The organism is Streptomyces griseoflavus (genome assembly GCF_014649995.1).
In the GTDB taxonomy this organism is placed as follows: domain Bacteria; phylum Actinomycetota; class Actinomycetes; order Streptomycetales; family Streptomycetaceae; genus Streptomyces; species Streptomyces griseoflavus.
This window is the reverse complement of record NZ_BMUC01000022.1, coordinates 18,036-36,411: the sequence shown is the minus strand read 5'-3', so window position 1 is coordinate 36,411 and position 18,376 is coordinate 18,036. Positions and strand designations below refer to the sequence as shown.

Here is an 18,376-nt window from a genome sequence, read left to right as displayed (position 1 = left end):
CCACGCCGGCACGCCGCGCGCACCGCTGTCACAGGCAGCCGGCCCGCCGGGGAGGGTGGCCGGCGCCGTGCGCCGGCGACCTGACCGTCAGGAACCGCCGACGGCCCCCTTCACCTTCCCCCGCCCCACCTGCGTCCGCACCGCCCCCATGCTCGCCGCGATGACCAGGGCGATGGCGGCGGCCTCGGTGGTGGAGAGGGCCTGGTCGAGGATGAGGAAGCCGGCGGCCGCGGCGAGGGCCGGTTCGAGGCTCATCAGGATGGCGAAGGTGGAGGCGGGCAGGCTGCGCAGGGCGAGGAGTTCGAGGGTGTACGGCAGTACGGAGGACAGCACCGCGACCGCCGCGCCCAGGGCGAGGATCGTCGGGTCGAGGAGCTTCGTACCGGACTCGGCGATGCCCAGCGGCAGGAAGAGGACCGCCGCGACGCCCATCGCAAGGGCGAGCCCGTCCGCCTGCGGGAAGCGGCGGCCCGTACGCGCGCTGAAGACGATGTACGCCGCCCACATGGCGCCGGCGCCCAGTGCGAAGGCGACGCCCACCGGGTCGAGGCTGCCGAAGCCTCCGCCCCCGAGGAGGAACACGCCGGCGAGGGCGAGGGCGGCCCACACGAGGTTGATCGCCCGCCGGGACGCGAGCACGGACAGCGTGAGCGGGCCGAGCACCTCCAGGGTGACGGCCGGGCCGAGCGGGATGCGGGCGACGGACTGGTAGAACAGCCCGTTCATCGCGGCCATGGCGACACCGAAGACGATCACCGTGCCCCAGTCGGCGCGCGAGTGGCCGCGCAGCCTCGGCCGGCACAGCACCATCAGCACGATCGCCGCGACCAGCAGCCGCAGTGTCACCACCCCGAGCGCCCCGGCCCGCGGCATCAGCGTCACCGCCAGCGCCCCGCCGAACTGCACGGAGACCCCGCCGGCGAGCACCAGCCCGACCGGGCCCAGCGATCCGCGCCGGCGCGGGGCGCCGGCCGGCGTGGACGCGGAGGCGGGAGCCGTCACGGGCGCGGTGGACGGTGTGGCGGCGCTGGGGGTGGTCACGGGGCCGTGCCTTCCGGGGACGTCGGGGTACACACGTGCCTGCTGCACGCGAGTGCACGTCTCACTGAACTGTCCGGTCCACCGTATTGGACTTCGTCAGTACCGTGAAACGGTTATAGACCTGACGATGCGGCCACCGGCCCGCCCCGGTCAACTCCGTCCGCCCCGTGGACCCCCGCCGGGTACCGTTTCCCCTGGTGCCACCCGCGTCCGTTCCCACTCATCTCCGAGGCCCTGTGCGACGAGTCCTTGTCCGTCTCTGGCGGCTCCTGCGCCCCGTGCAGCCCCGCGTCATGTGGCTGCTGCACGCCAAGTTCGTGGTCGGTGTGACCGGCGTGGTGCGCGACGACGAGGGGCGGGTGCTGCTGCTCCGGCACCGGATGTGGCCGCCGGGCCGCCAGTGGGGCCTGCCGAGCGGCTTCGCCCGCAAGGGCGAGGACTTCCGGGACACCGTGGTGCGCGAGGTCAGGGAGGAGACCGGCCTCGACGTGGAGGTGGGCCGCCTGGTCATGCTGAACAGCGGCCTGCGCACCCGCATGGAGGTCGCCTTCGAGGCCCGCCTGCTGGGCGGCGACCTGCGCCTGGACCCGTTCGAGATCCTGGAGGCCCGCTGGTGCCGCCCGGACGACCTCCCGGAGGGCGCACAGCCGGCCTGCGGCCCGCTGATACGGGGCGAGACGACTCCCTGACGCCACGGGCGGCACCGGCTCGGCGGGGGACGCCCAGGGCGTCGGACGCTGGTGCATGACCTCCGCGGGGAGACTCGGGTCGGCTACGGCCCGGTGTCCGGTCCCGTCTGTCGCCCGGCCGACGCCGTGAGCCCACGGAATCCGCGGGTGCCCCCGGCAGCGGGTCCATGCCGGTGACCACCTGCTGCGGACCGAGGCCGCGCACCCGTCGGACCTACCGCACCTCGATGCCGAAGTCCTGCACCAGTTCCTCCAAACCGCCCGTGTAGCCCTTGCCGCCCAGTACGAAGTCCCAGTCCCCGTTCGCCCTCCTGCGGAACGAGCCGAGCACCAGTGCCGTCTCCTGCGACCGGCCGTCGGAGACCTCCAGCTGCCCCAGCTCGGCCATCCCCGGGTCGAGCAGGCGGATACGGGCATCGGTGAAGCCCGCGAGGTCGGCGTCGGGGTTGACCTCGGGGTCGATGGCGGCCACGAGCACGAACCGGTCGGCGTCCTCGGGCAACCCGTCGAAGGAGACGCAGACCGCGGCCTTGTCAGGTGCGGTGGCGGGAAGCGCGCGCACAGTGCCGTCCGGCGTCGCGGGGTTGTTGAAGAAGACGAAGTGGTCGTCACTGAGGACCCGGTTGCCGCGACAGACGAGGGCGCACACGTCCAAGGCGACGCCTCCCGACCACGACATGCCCAAGATGTTGTAGTCGTCGGGCAGCCGGACGTCGGGCCCCGCGGGCGTCGGCTGTGCCGGGAGCTGCCGACCGCCCTCGTTCAGCCGGCCGCTGAGCCCGTGACGGTGCAGCAGGTCGACGAGTTCGGGCCCCGAGACGAGTTCCAGCGGCTTGCCGTTGGCGAAGGTGTGGGAGCCGGGGCCGAAGCCCGACGTCGTGACGAGGACGCCCTTGTTGGCACCGGCGTCCTGCACGGTTCCGTACAGGTCGCGCACCGCGGTCGGCGGCACCGTGTTGCGGTAGCGCTTCACCTGCACGACGATCTTGCCGCCCCGGATCGGTGTGGGATCCAGTGCGTCGACGTCCACACCGCCGTCGTTGGAGCGCTGCGTGGTCACCGCCTGCATGCCCATGGCCCGGAACAGGTCGGCGACCAGCCCTTCGAAGGCGATCGGGTCCATGGCGAACAGGTCCGGTTCCGCGTCGCCGCCATGGGCGACGACGCGGTTCCCGACGTCCGGCGGCCGCCTGCCCGGCCGTACTGGCGCGAGCTGGTCCGGTCGGGCCGAGAGCTGCCCGCGAAGCGCGTCGGCCAGGCAACTCCCCGCGTCCACCTGCGCCAGGTGCAGGTCGAGAAACGAAGGACGCGAGGCCATGACGGTCGCGAGGAAGATGTGGCCGGGCCGGCCCGTCGTGGGGTCGTGCCCGTCGACGAACCCGTTCAGGGCCACCGAGTCGAGCGCACCCAGCTCTTCCGCGGCGAACAGCTCGTGCAGCACCAACAACATGGACTGGGCCAGGATCTCCCGGTACAGGGCACGGCGCTGACTCACCGGCCGGGGCGTCTCCTTCTCCTCGTCCGTACCGGACAGGTACCGCACTGCCTTGATGTCCGGTACGACGCCGTAGGCGGGCAGCTCCCAGTCCAGTACCAGTTGCCCGGCGTCCGGGTCGTAGGCCGCCGCCACCTGGCGTGGGAAGCCTTCGGGCCAGGCTGTCGAGGCGTAGAGCGCCGCGGAGAAGTACTCGATCACGGAGTCGGGGTCCCGGCGCCGTACACCGTCCGTCGTCGCGACGACGCCGGCGTTGTGCCGGCGTACCTCGGCCAGCTGGGCGTCGGCCCACCGCTGGTACTCCCGCTGGTACGACGCCAGCTGTTGCAGCCGGTGGGCCTCTGCTGCCTGGGCAGCCTGCCAGTCCCGCTCGAAGCGGGCCCTCGCTTCCGCCTGTGCCTGGGCCCGGCGGTTCGCGGTCCAACCGCTCTGGGTCTGGTAGTGCTGGAAGTCCGGCATGGGGACGGGCTGCGCCAGGGGCCCCGGAGCGAAGGGCTGGACTTCCTCGGGCCGCAGGAGGGAAGCGGCCCTGAAGGCCGGAGCCCGGCAGCCCGCGGCGAGGAGACCCTGCAGCGATGCGACCTGTGCGTCCAGTTCCTCCGTGCGGCGCCGGGCCTCCGCCTGCCGGTACTCGCGATGGCTCCGGTCGGCTCGCCGCTGATACGCCCGCGCTTGCTGTTCCTGCTGTCGGCGCCGTCTGGCTTCGGCTTCCAGTTGCCGCTGCTGCTGCCGTTGCATCTCGGCCCAGACGCCGACGAAACCGGTGGAACGACGACTCATGTGCTGCAGGCCCTCCCCAAGGCGCGCTTTGGTTGCCCCCGCAACCATCTGTAACGGGACGACTCTAGCCAGCAATCACCGCCAGGAACATGCACTCGTCACGGAAAGCACGCTGGGCCCGCGCGACGCGTGGCCGGGCGGCGCGGACATCCTGACCGCGGCTGCTCACTCGTCGTCGAGTGCCGCCGCCAGGACCTCCGCCAGGTGGCGGCCCCGGACGCCCGCGAGGTGGTCCAGTTGGGTCCGGCAGGAGAAGCCGTCGGCCAGGACGACGGCCTCGGCCGGGGCCTCGCGCACCGCCGGCAGGAGCTGGTCCTCGGCGCAGGCGGCCGAGATCTCGTAGTGGCCCTTCTCGAAGCCGAAGTTGCCGGCCAGGCCGCAGCAGCCGCCCGCCAGGTCGCCGGTGAGGCCGGCCGCCGCGCGGAGCCGGCGGTCGGGGTCCTCGCCCAGGACCGCGTGCTGGTGGCAGTGGGTCTGGCCGGTGACGGGACGGTTCACCGGCGGTGGGGTCCAGTCGGGGGCGTGCCGCTCCAGGGTTTCGGCGAAGGTGAGGACGCGGGCGGCGAGCCGGGCCGCGCGGGGGTCGTCGTGGAGGAGTTCCGGGGCGTCCGTGCGCAGGGTCGCCGCGCAGCCCGGTTCCAGGACGACGAGGGGGGCGTCGGTGGCGAGGACCGGTTCCAGGAGGTCGAGGGTGCGGGTGAGGACCGTACGGGCGTGGTCGAGCTGGCCCGTGGAGATGTAGGTGAGGCCGCAGCAGACCCGGGCCCTGCGGGCCGTCAGCAGGGACAGGGCGGAGCGGGAGCGGGCATCGCCCACCGGTCCGCCCGGCCGCAGGGTCGGGGGCAGCGCCACCCGCAGGCCCGCCGCCTCCAGGACCCGTACGGCCGCCCGGCCCACCGACGGTGAGAGGTGTTCGGTGAAGGTGTCCGGCCAGAGGACGACCAGGGTGCCGTCGCCCGGGGGAGCCGCCCGCCCCCGCCACCAGCGCGTGAACGTCTCCCCCGCCAGCCGGGGGATCTCCCGCTCCGCCGCGATCCCGCCCAGCCGTTTCGCCGCCCGCGCCAACGGGCGCACGGAGGCCAGCGCGTTGACCGGCCCGGCCGACCTCGTGCGCGCCACCCAGTCCAGCCACCGCGGCAGCCGGCCCATGGCGTAGTGGGCGGCGGGGCGGCGGCGGCCCGCGTAGTGGTGGTGGAGGAACTCCGCCTTGTAGGTGGCCATGTCGACCCCGACCGGGCAGTCGGAGCGGCAGCCCTTGCAGGACAGGCACAGGTCGAGGGCGTCGCGGACCTCCGGGGAGCGCCAGCCGTCGGTCACCAGCTCACCCGCGAGCATCTCGTGCAGCAGGCGGGCGCGCCCGCGCGTGGAGTGCTCCTCCTCGCCCGTCGCCCGGAACGACGGGCACATCACCGCCGGCCCCGACACGGACGTGGTGCGGCACTTGGCGACGCCCACGCAGCGGCGGACCGCCGCCGAGAAGTCGCCGGCGTCGGCGGGGTAGCCGAAGGTGACGTCCACCGGCCGGCGCGGGAGGACGGAGAAGCGGAGGTCGGTGTCGAGGGGCTCGGGGCGGACGAGCATGCCGGGGTTGAGCAGGTCGTCCGGGTCCCAGAGGGCCTTGACCCGTTCGAAGAGGGCGACCGTCTCGGCGCCGTACATGAGCGGGAGGAGTTCGGCGCGGGCCCGGCCGTCGCCGTGTTCGCCGGAGAGGGAGCCGCCGTGGGAGACGACCAGGCCGGCCAGTTCCTCCGAGAAGCGCCGGAAGCGGGCGATGCCCGGCGCGGTCAGCAGGTCGAAGTCGACGCGGACGTGGATGCAGCCGTCCCCGAAGTGCCCGTAGGGGGTGCCGCGCAGGCCGTGGTCCGTCATGAGGGCCCGGAAGTCCCGCAGGTACGCGCCGAGCCGGGCGGGCGGCACCGCGCAGTCCTCCCAGCCGGGCCACGCCTCCGTACCGTCGGGCATCCTCGTCGCCGTACCGCTCGCGTCCTCCCGGATGCGCCACAGCGTGCGCTGCCGGGCCGGGTCGGTGACCACGAGGGCGTCCAGGACGTCGGCCGCGCGGACGATGCGCTCCGCCCGGGCGCGGGCCTCCGCCTCGGTGTCCCCGCCGGTCTCCACGAAGAGCCAGGCGCCCCCGCGCGGGAGGTCCGCGCCGGACGGTACGAGGTCGGCCGCCATGCCCTCCACGGTGAGCGGCCGGTGCGGCAGCAGCCCCGCCGCCGCCTCGGCCGCCCCGCTCTCGTCCGCGTACGCCAGCACGGCGAGCGCCCGGGCGCGTGGTGCCGGTACGAGGTCCACGACCGCTTCCGTGACGACGCCCAGCGTGCCCTCCGAGCCGCAGAGGGAGCGGGCGACGTCGGCGCCCCTCTCGGGCAGCAGGGCGTCCAGCGCGTAGCCGGAGATGCGGCGCGGCAGGTCGGGGAAGCCCGTGCGCAGGCGGGCGAGTTCGCCGTCCACCAGGTCCCGCAGTCCCGCCGGGGCCCCGGACCAGTCCGGGCCGGGGCGCAGGCGTTGCCCGCGCGGGGTGACGACGGCGAGCTCGCGCACGTTGTCGGCCGTCGTGCCCCAGGCCACCGAGTGGGAGCCGCAGGAGTTGTTGCCGATCATGCCGCCGAGGGTGCAGCGGCTGTGGGTGGAGGGGTCCGGGCCGAACCGCAGGCCGTGCGGGGCGGCGGCCTCCTGGAGGCGGTCGAGGACGAGTCCCGGCTGGACCACGGCCGTGCGGGCCGCGGGGTCGAGGGAGAGGAGGCGGTTCATGTGGCGTGTGAAGTCGAGCACCACACCCGTGCCGGTCGCCTGGCCGGCGATGGACGTGCCGCCGCCGCGCGGCACCACGGGGACGCCGTACGTCCGGCACACCGACAGCGCGGCCGCCACGTCGTCGACGTCCCGCGGGGCGACCACACCGAGCGGCACCCGGCGGTAGTTGGAGGCGTCCATGGTGGTCAGCGCCCGCGCGGTCGCGGAGAAGTCGACCTCGCCGCGCACGGCGGAGCGCAGTCCGGCCCGCAGTTCCCGGTGATCCGTCATGTCCTCAGGATGCCTCCGCGGACACCGGTGGCGGACGGCGGCGCACGGGCTCCGCGGCTCCCCCACCACGCCGGAAACATGTGATTTACCGATTGCGACTGCTGAATCTTCCCAAGGAGATCACGAACTCTCATATAGTGACCGCGAGTTGCGCGCAGTTGTCGGACCTCGTTCGGAAAAGCGACCCCAGAATCAGGTCCGGCGTCCCCACCGAACCCGCCCGAGGGCCGCGCAGACACGACGGCGCACGCCCGCGGACCGACCGAGGACCCGACCGAGGACCCTGATTGATGACCTCCCCCCTGCTCCCCGGCGACCGCCCCACCCCCCGCAGCCTGTTGCCCGTCCCGCTGCTCACCGCGGCGCTCGCCGCGCTCGCCGTCCTCGCCGCGGTCTTCCTCGTCCCTCAGGAGGCGATCGGCGCCACCGTGGTGATCGGCACGGTCGCCGCCGTGCTGCTCTGCGCGGCCGCCGCCGCGGCCGCCTACGCCGTGCTCTCGGCGCGCGCGGCGCGGACCCGGCTGGAATCCGTCACGCAGGACGTCGGCCGGCTGCTCCAGGAACGGGCCCGGCTGACGGAGGACTCCCGCCGCCAGCACGAACGGCTGACCGGTGAACTCACCCGCGAACGCGCCCGTCTCTCCGCCGAGCTGGACCAGGAACGGGCCCACCTCGCCGAGACCCTGGCCGCCGAACGCGACCGGCTCGGCGAGCAGCACCGCGACGACCTGGCGCGGTCCGCGCGCGAGCACGCCGAGGAGCGGTCCCGGCTCATCGCGGCGCACACCGCCGAACTGGAACGCCTGACCGAGGAACACGCCGCCAAGCTGCGCCTCATCACCGAGGAGCACACCGCCCACACCGCCCGGACGGCCCGCGACCACGTCGACGAGCTGAAGCGGCTGGACGAGGAGCGGACCGGGCTGATGTCCGAGGCCGGGCGGCTCCGCGAGGAGAACGAACGGCTGACCGCCAGGCTGCGCGAGGCCAACGGCGCCCGTGCCGCCGCCGTGTCCGCGACCGCCAACGCGGCCGGCCGGATGCAGGCGCTGTCCACCGGCATGCTCGCCGACCTGCGCGCGATGGAGGAGAAGCACCACGACGAGGAGGTCCTCGCCGACCTGCTCCACCTCGACCACCGCACCGCGCAGGCGGGCCGGCTCGCCGACTCCGTCGCCGTCCTCACCGGCGCCCGCTCCGGCCGCCGCTGGGCCCGGCCGATCGCCATGGAGTCGATCCTGCGCGGCGCCATGGGGCGGATCAGCGGCTACCAGCGGGTCCGCGTCCACTCCGCCAGCGACACCGCCGTCGCGGGTCACGCCGCCGAGGGCGTGATGCACGCGCTCGCCGAACTCCTCGACAACGCCGCGAACTTCTCGCCGCCGACCGCCGAGGTCCACGTGTACGTCGAGGAGGTCCCGGCCGGCGTCATCGTGTCCGTCGAGGACAGCGGCCTCGTCATGGGCGAGGCGCAGCTGCGCCGCGCCGAGCGCGCGGTCTCCGGCGAGACCGCCGGACTCGGTGGTCTGACCGGCACCCGGCTGGGCCTCGCCGTCGTCGGCCGGCTGGCCCGGCGGTACGGGCTGCGGGTGTCCTACCGTCCCTCGGCCCGCGGCGGCACGGGCGTGCTGATGCTCGTACCGCAGGACATCCTCGTCCCGGCGGACGCGGCCCCCGCCGCCCCGCTCCCGGCGGCCGCCGCCGCACCGAGCCGCACGACCCCGTCGGCCGCCACGGCCCCGGCGTCCTCGCCGGCCCCGAAGTCCCCGGCGGACTCCCACGCCACCCCCGCGAACACGACGGACACGACGGACGCGGCGGACGCGGCGGACGCCACGGTCACCGGCCTCCCCCAGCGCCGCAACGGCACCCGGTACGGCGCCCCGGCGACCACCGCCGGCACCGCCCCAGCCCGGCCGGAACCGGAGACCACCCACGCCACCGCGCACAGCGGCGGCGCCACGGCCGGTGCCGGCGCCGGCACCGCGCCCGCGGAGCGGTCCGCGTCCCGGGACGGCGACCACGCCGGCGTCTCCTACGCGGCGTCCCGCGCGGGGTCCGACCTCGACCCCGACCCGGTTCCCACCCACGAGTCCCCCGCCCCGGACGGCGAGGCTGCCGCGCCCCTGGTGCTGCCCCGCCGCCGCCGGGGCCGGACCCTCGCCGAGGCCGAGCGCACGCGTTCCGGCAGCGGCCGTCCCGCCGCCCCCCGGCCCGCCCCGACGGCCGAGGAGACCAGGGCCCGCACCGCCCGCTTCAGCAGTTTCCGCCAGGCCGTCCGCGCCCCCACCCCGGACGACACGGCCGACCCGGACAGCGGCACCACCGCGGACGCCGCCGGCCCCGGCGACACGCCCACGACCTCCGACCCGACCCCCGAAGCACGACCCACCCCCGCGACCCCGGAAGGCGACACGACCTCATGACCGGCACGACGACCGCCGACGAGAAGCTCACCTGGCTCCTGGAAGGGCTGCTGGAGCGCACGCCGGGTGCCCGGCACGCGCTCGTGCTGTCCCGGGACGGCCTGAAACTGTGCCGGACCCCGGAGCTGTCCGCCGACCAGGCCGACCAGCTCGCCGCGATAGCCGCCGGCATCCAGTCGCTGTCGCACGGCGCCTCGATCGAGTTCGGCGACGGCAGCGGCGGGGTGCGCTCGGCCATGACGGAGTTCTACGGGGGCGTGCTGTTCATCGTGGAGGCCGGCGAGGGCGCCCATCTCGCCGTCGTCACCAGCGAGGACGCGGACGCCGGGCTCATCGGGCACAACATGAGCGAACTCGTGGAACAGCTCGGTGAGCACCTGACCGCGCTGCCCCGCACCGCATGAGCCGGCCCGGCAGGGACGACGCCCCCGACCGGCTGTACACCCTCACCGGGGGCCGCAGCCGGTCCGGTCCCGACAACCCCTTCGACCTGGTGACCCTGGTCGTCGCCGAATGCGATCCGGTGCCCGGCATGCAGTCCGAGCACACGGCGATCCTGCGGCTGACCGAACGCCCCACGGCGGTCGTGGAGATCGCGGCCGAGATGAAGCTGCCCGTCAGCATCACCCGGATCCTGCTCTCCGACCTCCTCGCGGCGGGCCGGGTCAGCGCCCGCCACCCCCGCAAGGCCGCCGTACCCGACCCCGACATCCTGGAGCAGGTGCTCGTTGGACTCCGCAACCTCTGACTCGCGCACGGACACGGCCGCCGAGAGCCGTACACCGCTGGGCGCGTCGGCCGACAACGGCCTGAAGATCGTGGTCGTGGGCGGCTTCGGCGCCGGCAAGACGACGATGGTCCGCTCGGTCAGCGAGATCCGTCCCCTCAACACCGAGGAGACGATGACGCAGGCCGGTGAGGCCGTCGACGACACCAGCGGGGTCAGCGCCAAGACCTCGACCACCGTCGCCTTCGACTTCGGCCGCATCACCCTCGACGCGCACAACGTGCTGTACCTGTTCGGCGCGCCCGGCCAGGAACGCTTCTGGTTCCTGTGGGACCGGCTGTTCTCCGGCACGCTCGGCGCGGTCGTGCTGGTCGACACCCGGCGCATCGACGACTCCTGGTACGCCATCGACCGGCTGGAGAAGCACGGCACCCCGTTCATCGTGGCCTGCAACGACTTCGGCGGCGCCACCTTCACCCCGCAGGCGATCCGCGAGGCCCTCGACCTCGACCCGCACGTGCCGCTGGTGAACTGCGACGCGCGGTCCCGGGAGTCCAGCAAGATCGTGCTGATCACCCTGGTGGAGCACATCCAGAGCCTGTACGCCGACCCGGCCCGAGCCCCCCGTCAGGAGCTGGTGTGAGCCCCGCCTCCCTCCCCAACGCCGTCCGTTTCCAGGGGTCCCTGCTGCAGGACGACCCGGCCCGCGTGTACCGGGAGCTGCGGCGCGAGCACGGCAGCGTCGTACCGGTGGTGCTCGACGGCGACGCACCGGCCTGGCTGGTGCTCGGCTACCGCGAACTGCACCAGATCACCGGCGACCCGGTGCTGTTCAGCCGGGACTCCGAACTGTGGAACCAGTGGGAGAACATCCCCGACGACTGGCCGCTGCTGCCGATGATCGGCCGCAGGCAGCCGTCGATCCTCTACACCGTCGGCGAGCGGCACCGTGAGCGGGCCGGGATGCTGGTGTCCGCGCTGGAGGCGGTCGACCCGTTCGAACTGCGCGGCTACGCCGAGAAGTTCGCGGACGAGCTGATCGACGGCATCTGCCCCAAGGGCAGCGCCGACATCATCGGCGAGTTCGCGATGCTGCTGCCGGTGCGGGTGCTGGCCCGGCTGTACGGCTTCCCCGACGAGGCGGGCCCGGCCCTGGTCACCGCCCTCAACGACATGATCGACGGGCGGGAGCGGGCCCTGGAGGGCCAGATCCACCTGTTCACCTCGATGACGGAACTGGTGGCCGCCCGCAGCGAACGGCCCGCCGAGGACGTCACGTCCCGGATGCTCGCCGACACCTCGGGGTTCACCCAGGAGGAGGTCTGCCAGGACCTGATGGTGATGATGGCGGCCGGGCACCAGCCGACCGCCGACTGGATCGGCAACTCGCTGCACCTGATGCTCACCGACAGCCGTTTCGCGGCCTCGCTGTTCGGTGGCCGCAACAGCATCGCCGAGGCGATGAACGAGGTGCTGTGGGAGGACACGCCGACCCAGAACGTGGCCGCCCGCTGGGCGTCCCGCGACACCCAGCTCGGCGGGCGCCGGATCCGCGCCGGCGACATGGTGCTGCTCGGCCTGCAGGGCGCCAACTCCGACCCCCAGGTGCGTACCGACGGCTCGGCGCTGACCGGCGGCAACGGCGCCCACTTCTCCTTCGGTCACGGGGAGCACCGCTGCCCGTTCCCGGCGCAGGAGATCGCCGAGGTGATCGCCCGGACCGGCATCGAGGTCGTACTGGACCGGCTGCCGGACATCGACCTCGCGGTGCCGGCCGCGAAGCTCACCCGCCGCCCGTCCCCGTGGCTGCGCGGACTGTCCGAACTCCCGGTCACGTTCACACCCACTCCCGCCCTTGGAGGCACGCGCGCATGACGGCTGCTACGGACACCACGACGCCGGACACCGGTCAGACCCGTATCGCCCTCGACCCCTTCGTCTCCGACCTGGACGGCGAGAGCGCGGCGCTGCGGGCCGCGGGGCCGCTGGCCGCCGTGACGCTGCCGGGCGACGTGCCGGTGTGGGCGGTCACCCACCACGCCGAGGCGAAGAAGCTGCTCACCGACCCGCGTCTGGTGAAGGACATCAACGTCTGGGGCGCCTGGCAGCGCGGCGAGATCGCCCCCGACTGGCCGCTGATCGGGCTGGCGAACCCGCCCCGCTCCATGCTCACCGTGGACGGCGCCGACCACCGCCGGCTGCGCACGCTGGTCGCGCAGGCGCTGACCCCGCGCCGGGTGGAGCGGATGCGGGAGCGGATCACGGAGCTGACCGAGGGCCTGCTGGACCAGGTGGCCGCCCAGCCGGGCGACACGGTCGACCTCAAGGCCCTGTTCGCCTACCCGCTGCCGATGTACGTGATCGCCGACCTGATGGGTCTGGCGGAGGAGCGGCTGCCGCGGCTGAAGGAACTCTTCGAGAAGTTCTTCTCCACGCAGACCCCGCCCGAGGAGGTCATCGCGACGCTGACCGAACTCGCCGGGATCATGACCGAGACGGTCGCGAGCAAGCGCGCGAACCCGGGTGACGACCTGACCTCCGCGCTGGTCCAGGCGTCGGAGGACGGGGACCACCTGACCGACGAGGAGATCGTCTCGACGCTCCAGCTGATGGTGGCGGCCGGCCACGAGACGACGATCTCCCTCATCGTCAACGCGGTGGTCAACCTCTCCCTCCACCCCGAGCAGCGGGAACTGGTGCTGTCCGGCAAGGCCGACTGGTCGGCGGTGGTCGAGGAGACCCTGCGGTACGCCACGCCGACGTCGCACGTGCTGATCCGGTTCGCGACCGAGGACATCCCGGTCGGCGACAAGGTCCTGCCGGCCGGGGACGCGCTGATCGTGTCGTACGCGGCGATCGGCCGGGACGAGCAGGCGCACGGGCCGACCGCGGGCGACTTCGACATCACCCGGGAGAGCGCCAACCGGCACATCTCCTTCGGTCACGGCCCGCACGTGTGCCCCGGCGCCGCCCTGTCCCGCCTGGAGGCCGGTGTGGCCCTGCCGGCCCTCTACGCCCGCTTCCCCGAGCTGGACCTGGCGGTCCCGGCGGGCGAGTTGCGCAACAAGCCGGTGGTCACCCAGAACGACCTGTTCGAGCTCCCGGTGAAGCTCGGCGGCTGACCGCAGCGGGCGGTGGACGGGCCTCCCCCCGGCCCGTCCACCGCCCGTTCCGCCGGCCGTTCCACCGTCTCTTCCACCGCCCGCCCGGCGCCGTCCACCGCCCGTCTCAGCGGACGGACGATGTTTCGCCCGGGTTTCCCTCAGCCGCTAGGCTCCGTCCGTGGCTGAGATCCAGATTCCCGCTGACATCAAGCCCGCCGACGGACGTTTCGGCGCGGGTCCCTCCAAGGTGCGGACGGAGGCGCTGGACGCCCTGGCCGCGACCGGTACGTCCCTGCTCGGCACCTCCCACCGCCAGGCCCCGGTGAAGAACCTGGTCGGCAAGGTGCGCGAGGGCATCTCCGAGCTCTTCTCCCTCCCCGACGGCTACGAGGTCGTCCTCGGCAACGGCGGCTCCACCGCGTTCTGGGACATCGCGACCCACGGCCTCATCGAGAACAAGTCGCAGCACCTCACCTTCGGCGAGTTCAGCTCCAAGTTCGCCAAGGCCGCGAAGCTCGCCCCGTGGCTCGCCGAGCCCACCGTCGTCTCCGCCGACCCGGGCACGCACCCCGAGGCGGCCGCCGAGGCCGGCGTGGACGTCTACGCGTTCACCCACAACGAGACCTCCACCGGTGTCGCCATGCCCATCCGGCGGGTGGCCGGTGCCGACGAGGGCTCCCTGGTCCTGGTGGACGCCACCTCCGGCGCGGGCGGCCTCCCGGTCGACATCGCCGAGACGGACGTCTACTACTTCGCCCCGCAGAAGTCCTTCGCCTCCGACGGCGGCCTGTGGATCGGCGTGTTCTCCCCCGCCGCGATCGAGCGCGCCGAGCGCGTCCACGCCTCCGGCCGCCACGTCCCGGAGTTCTTCTCGCTGCCCACGGCGATCGACAACTCCCGCAAGAACCAGACGTACAACACCCCGGCCCTGGCCACCCTGTTCCTGCTCAACGAGCAGCTGGAGTGGCTGAACGGCCAGGGCGGCCTCGACTGGTCCACGGCCCGTACGAAGGACTCCTCGAGCCGTCTGTACGCGTGGGCGGAGGAGTCGAAGCACGCCGCCCCCTTCGTCACCGACCCGGCCAAGCGCTCCCAGGTCATCGGCACCATCGACTTCACGGACGAGGTCGACGCCGCCGCCGTCGCCAAGGTCCTGCGCGCCAACGGCGTCGTCGACACCGAGCCGTACCGCAAGCTCGGCCGCAACCAGCTCCGCGTCGCGATGTTCCCGGCGGTCGACCCGTCGGACGTCGAGGCGCTGACGAAGTGCGTGGACTACGTCATCGAGCAGCTGTAGGCGGTCGCCTCCACGGAAGGGCGCCCGGTGGACGATCCACCGGGCGCCCTTCCGTGCGTGCCGCGGGTGCGGCGTTCACCGGCTGAGCCGCTGGAACCTCCGTACCGCCAGCGGCAGGAAGACGGCCGTCAGCACGAGGGGCCACACCCCGGCCATGAGCAGCGCGTGCTGCTCGACCCAGGAGTCGCCGCCGCCGACCGGGGTGCCGAACAGGTCGCGGGCCGCCGCCGCCGTGGAGGAGATCGGGTTCCAGGCGGCCACCCAGCCCAGCCAGTCGGGCATCAGCTGCGGGGCGACGAAGATGCTGGAGATCATCGTCAGCGGGAAGGCGACCGCGAACAGGCCGCCCGCCGCCTCCGGGTTGGGCACCAGCAGGCCCAGCCAGACGCCGAGCCAGATCAGCGCGAACCGCAGCCACAGCAGCAGTCCGAACGCCGCCAGGAAGCCCCACCCGCCGTCCGGGCGCCAGCCCATGACCAGTGCGGTGAGCATCAGGATGGCCAACTCGGCGCAGGCGACGACCAGATCGGTCACCCCCCGGCCGGCCACCACCGCCGACGACGCCATCGGCATCGAGCGGAAGCGGTCGATGACGCCCTTGGTGGAGTCGTAGACCACGACGGTGGCGGTGTTGATGAAGCCGAACGCCATCGTCATCACGAACATCCCCGGCATCAGGAAGTCCTTGTAGTCACCGCCGCCGGGCACCTGCATCGCGCTGCCGAACACATAGCCGTAGAGGAGCACCGACAGGATCGGGAAGCCGAGCTGCCAGGCGATGTTGACCGGCTGGCGCCGGTAGTGGGTCAGGCTGCGGCGGACGAGGTTCCAGCAGTCCGCCAGGGCCCAGTACACCCGGCCGCGGGCGGCCGGTCCGGTCAGGTCGGGCGCGCTCATGCCGCCGCCTCCTCCTTCTCCGTGCGGTGTCCGGTCAGCCGCAGGAACACGTCGTCGAGGCTGGGCCTGCGCAACCCGATGTCCTCCACCCGCACACCCTCGTCCTGCAGGGTGCGGGCGACCTCCGTCAGCGCGGCCACCCGGTCGGTCACGGGGGCGTGCACCCGCAACTCGGTGTCGTCCGACTCGGGTTCGCCGTCGGCGACCCGCGCGACCACCTTCACCACGCGGGGGATGTCCGGCCGTTCGCCCACCACCACCTCGATCCGGTCGCCGCCGACCAGGTTCTTCAGCCCGTCCGGGGTGTCGTCGGCGATGGCCCGCCCCTGGTCGATGACGGTGATGCGGGAGGCCAGCCGGTCGGCCTCCTCCAGGTACTGCGTGGTCAGCAGCACGGTCGTGCCGCCGGCCACCAACGCCCGCACGGAGTCCCAGACCTCGCCCCGGCTGCGCGGGTCGAGGCCGGTCGTCGGCTCGTCCAGGAACAGCACGGCCGGTGTGAGGATCATCGACGCCGCCAGGTCCAGGCGGCGCCGCATGCCGCCGCTGTAGTCGCCGACGCCCTTGTCGGCGGCGTCGGCCAGGTCGAACTGCTCCAGCAGCTCCGCCGCCCGCGCCCTGGCGCGCCGGCCCCCCAGGTGGAACAGCCTGCCGAACATCTCCAGGTTCTGCCGCCCGGTGAGCACCTCGTCCACCGCCGCGTACTGCCCGGTGAGCCCGATCCGCGCCCGCACCTCGCGCGGCCTGCGGGCCACGTCGAGCCCGGCCACGGTCGCCCGGCCGCCGTCGACCCGGATCAGCGTCGACAGGATGCGTACGGCGGTGGTCTTGCCCGCGCCGTTCGGCCCGAGCAGTCCGTGCACCGTGCCCTCGCGGACGGCGAGGTCGAAGCCGTCTAGGGCGCGCTTCTCGCCGTAGCGCTTCTCCAGGCCCTCCGCCCGGACCGCGTAACCGTCGTCGTTCATGGGTCCCCCCTCTCATCAACTGGGTACACCGTACCCGATGGGCGCGTACGGTGTACCCAATTATTCCGGGCGGTTCTAAACTGCCCTCATGAGCAGCGGTGGGAGCGGTACGGAGACCAGTGGCAGCGGCGACATCGCGCGCACCCTCGACCTGCTGTGGGACACCGCACCGCGGCCCAGCAGGGGGCCGAAGCCCGGCCTGACCCTCGAACGGATCGTGGAGGCCGCCGTCGAGGTCGCCGACCGGGACGGGATCGGCGCCCTGTCGATGCGCCGGATCGCCACGGAGCTCGGCACCGGCACGATGTCCCTGTACCGCTACGTCCCCGGCAAGGCCGAACTGCTCGACCTGATGCTGGACCGGGTGCAGCGCACCTCGGCCGATCCCACCGGCCTCGGCGACGGCGGCTGGCGCGCCGCGCTGGAGGCGCTGGGGCGGGGCACCCTCGCCCTGTACCGCCGGCACCCCTGGCTGCTGGAGGTCAACCAGTCCCGCCCGATCCTCGGCCCGAGCGCGCTGGACGGGCTGGAGAAGGTGCTCGCCCGGATCGAACCGATGGGCCTGTCCGACCCGGAACTGCTGTCGGCGATCATCACGGTCGAGGGGTACGTCGTCGGCGCCGCCCGTACGCAGCTGTACCAGGAGGACGCCGAACGCACCTCGGGGCTGACGGACGCGCAGTTCTGGGAGGCGCAGCGGCCGGCCCTGGAGAAGGCCATGAGCAGCGGGCGCTACCCCGTCCTGGCCGGCCTCTCCGAGGACACCTTCGGCTCCGGCTTCGACCACTTCGAGTTCGGGCTGCAGCGCATCCTGGACGGCCTGGAGGAGTTCGTCGCCCGCCGGAAGTCGGAAGCGGAGGACCGGCCGGCCCCGGCCCCGGGCCCGGAAGAGGACCGGCCGGCCCCGGGCCCGGCGGAGGGCTGACCGGCTCCCGGCTCAGCGCCCGCGGCGGCGGCGCAGGCGGCCCAGCCCGAAGAGGGCCGCGACGACCACGGCCAGCGTCACCGCGCCGATCTTTACGGTGGTCCCGTCGCCGCCGTCCGCGACGCTCTTCCCGTCCTCCGCGCGGGCGCCGTTCCCGCCGCCGCCCCCGCCCTCGCCGGCGCCCGGCGCCTCGCGGGACTCGACGGGGCTCTCGCTGCCCTCGCTGCCGTACAGGAGCCGGGAGCCGTCGGCGGAGTAGGTCACGGACTCCCCCTGCCCCTGGAGCGGCACGCTCAGCCGGCCCTCGCGCCGGAGCTTCCCGCCGTTCCAGGCGTAGTGGATGCCGCCGAAGTAGCCGCGCACGGCGAGGTGCTCGCCGTCCGGGGAGAGCGCGGCGTCGGTGGCCCACAGTTCGACGGGGGCGACCGGCCGGAAGACGTTGTCCCCGGACGCGGAGAGCTTCTCCGGCCCCTCGTAGAGGTGCCCGCCCTCCTCCCTCTTGTCGATGATGTAGACGCGCCCCGTCTTCGGGTGCACGACCATCGACTCGGCGTCGCGGGCCCCGTCGGAGTACTTCACCACGTACTGCGTGGCCCGCACGGTGGCGTCCTTCAGCTCCTTCGGCTCGGGCAGCTCGTAGATCCAGACGTAGGGCCACGTCCCGCCGAGGTTGTCGCCGATGTCACCGACGAGGATCCGGTTGCCGGGCCCGACGGAGATCGCCTCGACGTCCCGGGGCGTGCCGATGCCGGTCAGGGTGAGACGGGCGACGGTCTCGCCGGTCGCGCTGTCGACGGCGTACAGGTAGGGGCCGTCGTCGCTGTCGTTGTGGGTCCAGTAGACGCCGGGGTGGAGGCGGGAGGCGGCGAGCCCGCTCGACTCGGTGATGCGCGGGTCCTTGACCGTGAAGCCCTTGCCGCCGTCGGCGGCGGAGGCGGAGGGCACGGCGAGCGCGCCCGCGAGGAGCGTCGCGGCGAGCAGGGCGAAGGGTCTGCGCATG

Annotated in this window: 15 protein-coding genes; 9 read left to right on the top strand and 6 right to left on the bottom strand. The window is 73.5% G+C overall.

Features of this window, described 5'->3' with window-relative positions; all coding sequences use genetic code 11:
- Positions 1-87: 87 nt before the first annotated feature.
- Complete coding sequence (locus tag IE172_RS31620) at positions 88-1,041, bottom strand: EamA family transporter (protein WP_190100779.1); 954 nt, start codon at positions 1,039-1,041, stop codon at positions 88-90.
- 236 nt (positions 1,042-1,277) lie between these two features.
- Here IE172_RS31620 and IE172_RS31615 point away from each other — a divergent pair, with 236 nt between their 5' ends.
- Positions 1,278-1,730, top strand: coding sequence for an NUDIX hydrolase (locus IE172_RS31615; RefSeq protein WP_229886656.1), 453 nt, complete (start codon positions 1,278-1,280; stop codon positions 1,728-1,730).
- A gap of 214 nt (positions 1,731-1,944) precedes the next feature.
- On the opposite strand, the gene IE172_RS31610 is transcribed toward IE172_RS31615, so the two are convergent.
- Both IE172_RS31610 and IE172_RS31605 read right to left on the bottom strand, forming a co-directional pair.
- Positions 1,945-4,005: a restriction endonuclease gene (locus IE172_RS31610; protein WP_190100778.1), complete on the bottom strand. Its 2,061-nt coding sequence runs from the start codon at positions 4,003-4,005 to the stop codon at positions 1,945-1,947.
- Positions 4,006-4,170: 165 nt separating this feature from the next.
- Positions 4,171-7,035 (bottom strand): FAD-binding and (Fe-S)-binding domain-containing protein, encoded by a 2,865-nt coding sequence (locus tag IE172_RS31605; RefSeq protein ID WP_190100777.1) that lies wholly within the window; start codon positions 7,033-7,035, stop codon positions 4,171-4,173.
- Between the two features lie 290 nt (positions 7,036-7,325).
- On the opposite strand from IE172_RS31605, the gene IE172_RS31600 reads away from it, so the two are divergent.
- The 7 genes from IE172_RS31600 to serC all read left to right on the top strand — a co-directional run bounded on the left by IE172_RS31600 (position 7,326) and on the right by serC (position 14,589).
- A complete protein-coding gene (locus tag IE172_RS31600) occupies positions 7,326-9,461 on the top strand; it encodes an ATP-binding protein (protein ID WP_190100776.1) in 2,136 nt (711 codons plus the stop codon).
- A complete protein-coding gene (locus IE172_RS31595) occupies positions 9,458-9,865 on the top strand; it encodes a roadblock/LC7 domain-containing protein (RefSeq protein ID WP_190100775.1) in 408 nt (135 codons plus the stop codon). Before IE172_RS31600 ends, IE172_RS31595 begins: the two co-directional genes overlap by 4 nt.
- On the top strand, positions 9,862-10,209 hold the full coding sequence (locus tag IE172_RS31590; protein WP_190100774.1) for a DUF742 domain-containing protein: 348 nt from the start codon (positions 9,862-9,864) through the stop codon (positions 10,207-10,209). Before IE172_RS31595 ends, IE172_RS31590 begins: the two co-directional genes overlap by 4 nt.
- Positions 10,190-10,831, top strand: coding sequence for a GTP-binding protein (locus IE172_RS31585; protein WP_190100773.1), 642 nt, complete (start codon positions 10,190-10,192; stop codon positions 10,829-10,831). Before IE172_RS31590 ends, IE172_RS31585 begins: the two co-directional genes overlap by 20 nt.
- Positions 10,828-12,063: a cytochrome P450 gene (locus IE172_RS31580; protein WP_190100772.1), complete on the top strand. Its 1,236-nt coding sequence runs from the start codon at positions 10,828-10,830 to the stop codon at positions 12,061-12,063. The genes IE172_RS31585 and IE172_RS31580 overlap by 4 nt, the downstream gene beginning before the upstream one ends.
- A complete protein-coding gene (locus IE172_RS31575) occupies positions 12,060-13,310 on the top strand; it encodes a cytochrome P450 family protein (RefSeq protein ID WP_190100771.1) in 1,251 nt (416 codons plus the stop codon). Before IE172_RS31580 ends, IE172_RS31575 begins: the two co-directional genes overlap by 4 nt.
- Positions 13,311-13,470: 160 nt before the next feature.
- The gene (gene serC / locus IE172_RS31570; protein ID WP_190100770.1) at positions 13,471-14,589 is read left to right on the top strand and encodes a phosphoserine transaminase; all 1,119 of its coding nucleotides are present in this window, start codon (positions 13,471-13,473) and stop codon (positions 14,587-14,589) included.
- 75 nt (positions 14,590-14,664) lie between these two features.
- On the opposite strand, the gene IE172_RS31565 is transcribed toward serC, so the two are convergent.
- Together IE172_RS31565 and IE172_RS31560 are read right to left on the bottom strand one after the other, a co-directional pair.
- Positions 14,665-15,486, bottom strand: a complete 822-nt coding sequence (locus tag IE172_RS31565) for an ABC transporter permease (protein WP_190100769.1) — start codon at positions 15,484-15,486, stop codon at positions 14,665-14,667.
- The gene (locus tag IE172_RS31560; RefSeq protein ID WP_190100768.1) at positions 15,483-16,451 is read right to left on the bottom strand and encodes an ATP-binding cassette domain-containing protein; all 969 of its coding nucleotides are present in this window, start codon (positions 16,449-16,451) and stop codon (positions 15,483-15,485) included. Before IE172_RS31560 ends, IE172_RS31565 begins: the two co-directional genes overlap by 4 nt.
- A gap of 88 nt (positions 16,452-16,539) precedes the next feature.
- Between IE172_RS31560 and IE172_RS31555 the strand changes: the two genes are divergently transcribed.
- Positions 16,540-17,376, top strand: coding sequence for a TetR/AcrR family transcriptional regulator (locus IE172_RS31555; protein ID WP_190100767.1), 837 nt, complete (start codon positions 16,540-16,542; stop codon positions 17,374-17,376).
- Positions 17,377-17,388: 12 nt separating this feature from the next.
- On the opposite strand, the gene IE172_RS31550 is transcribed toward IE172_RS31555, so the two are convergent.
- The gene (locus IE172_RS31550; RefSeq protein WP_190100766.1) at positions 17,389-18,375 is read right to left on the bottom strand and encodes a TolB-like translocation protein; all 987 of its coding nucleotides are present in this window, start codon (positions 18,373-18,375) and stop codon (positions 17,389-17,391) included.
- Position 18,376: the final 1 nt, after the last annotated feature.